Source organism: Cupriavidus basilensis (assembly GCF_029335485.1).
Lineage (GTDB): Bacteria > Pseudomonadota > Gammaproteobacteria > Burkholderiales > Burkholderiaceae > Cupriavidus > Cupriavidus basilensis_E.
In genome coordinates, this window is sequence record NZ_JARJLM010000724.1 from 1 (window position 1) to 1,159 (window position 1,159).

Below are 1,159 nucleotides of genomic sequence, written 5' to 3' on the forward strand. Positions count from 1 at the left end.
TTCTGCAGCACCGCGTCCAGTGCGGCGGTGTCGATATTCACGGAGGCCGCCGGGCCGAGATTGGCAAGATAGGCCTGCACGAGTTGCTGCTGGCGCTGCTGGCGCATCGCCGTCAGCAACTGCGGCTTGATCTCGTCCAGGGTGGCGGTGCGGCCGGCCTGCGAGTCCAGCAGCTTCACCACGTGAAAGCCCGCCGCCGATTGCACCGGCTCGCTCACCTGGCCAGCCTTGAGTCTGGCCACCACGTCGCGTACCTCGGGCAGCATCTGCGCCAGCGGCAGCGTGCCGACTTCCCCGCCACGCTCCGCGCCGCGCGGATCCTGCGATCTGGTTTTGGCAAGCGCGGCAAAATCGCCCTGCCGCGCCTGCGCTGCCAGCTTGCGCGCTTCGTCGCGAACCTTGGCGATGGCGGCGGCATCCGTACCCTGGGCAGCCAGGAAGATCTGCGCAACCCGGTAAGTCGCCGGCAGCTGGAAGTTCGCCTTGCCTTCTTCGTAGGCCGCCTTGACCTCGGCCTCGGACGGATAGCCGGCAGGCACCTGGGTGACCGACTCCAGGTAGGTGGAGGAGACGATGCGGGCGGTGACTTCACGCACAGCGGCATCGACGCGCGCCTTGATCTCCGGCCGCTCCGCCCAGCCCTTGCCCTGGGCCTCGCGCAGCAACGCTTCGGCGGCCAGGCGCTGGCGCAGCCAGTTCTCGATGCCCGCGCGGTTGCTCCTGGCCGCGGCCCGCTCGGCCGCCGGCAAGCCTTGCAGCAAGCGCTCGACCTCTTCCTGGCCAACCGTGACCGCCCCGAGGCGCGCCACCACCGGGCCCGCTGCGGCCGGCTCCGCCGCCTGCACCGGCGCCGCGCTCAGCCATGAAGCCAACAGGATGCCGATGGCCGTGCGTGCGGGCGACACCATCGAGCGGACGCTCAAGTTCATTCGTTTCATCTGTATCCATACCCTGTCTTCGCGGAGCACGGGTGAATGCCGGCGGGCATCGGCGCAATCGCCCGGCCCGCGCAAAGCGCCCCGCTCCTGATTACAACCCAGCAACATGACAAAACACTCGCGCCCTAGCAACAAAAGGCTGGGCGACAACGCTGTGTATGGCCAATTGCCGGCGCTACGGCTCATGGGCGCGGCGCCTCCGCTGCGCCGCCAGCCGCCTG

The 1,159-nt window shown here is 69.1% G+C and carries 1 protein-coding gene; it reads right to left on the bottom strand.

Annotated elements, in window-relative coordinates; translation table 11 throughout:
* A partial coding sequence (locus P3W85_RS44810) for a peptidylprolyl isomerase (protein ID WP_276269565.1) occupies nucleotides 1-929 on the bottom strand: 929 nt, incomplete at its 3' end.
* Between the last annotated feature and the right edge of the window lie 230 nt (nucleotides 930-1,159).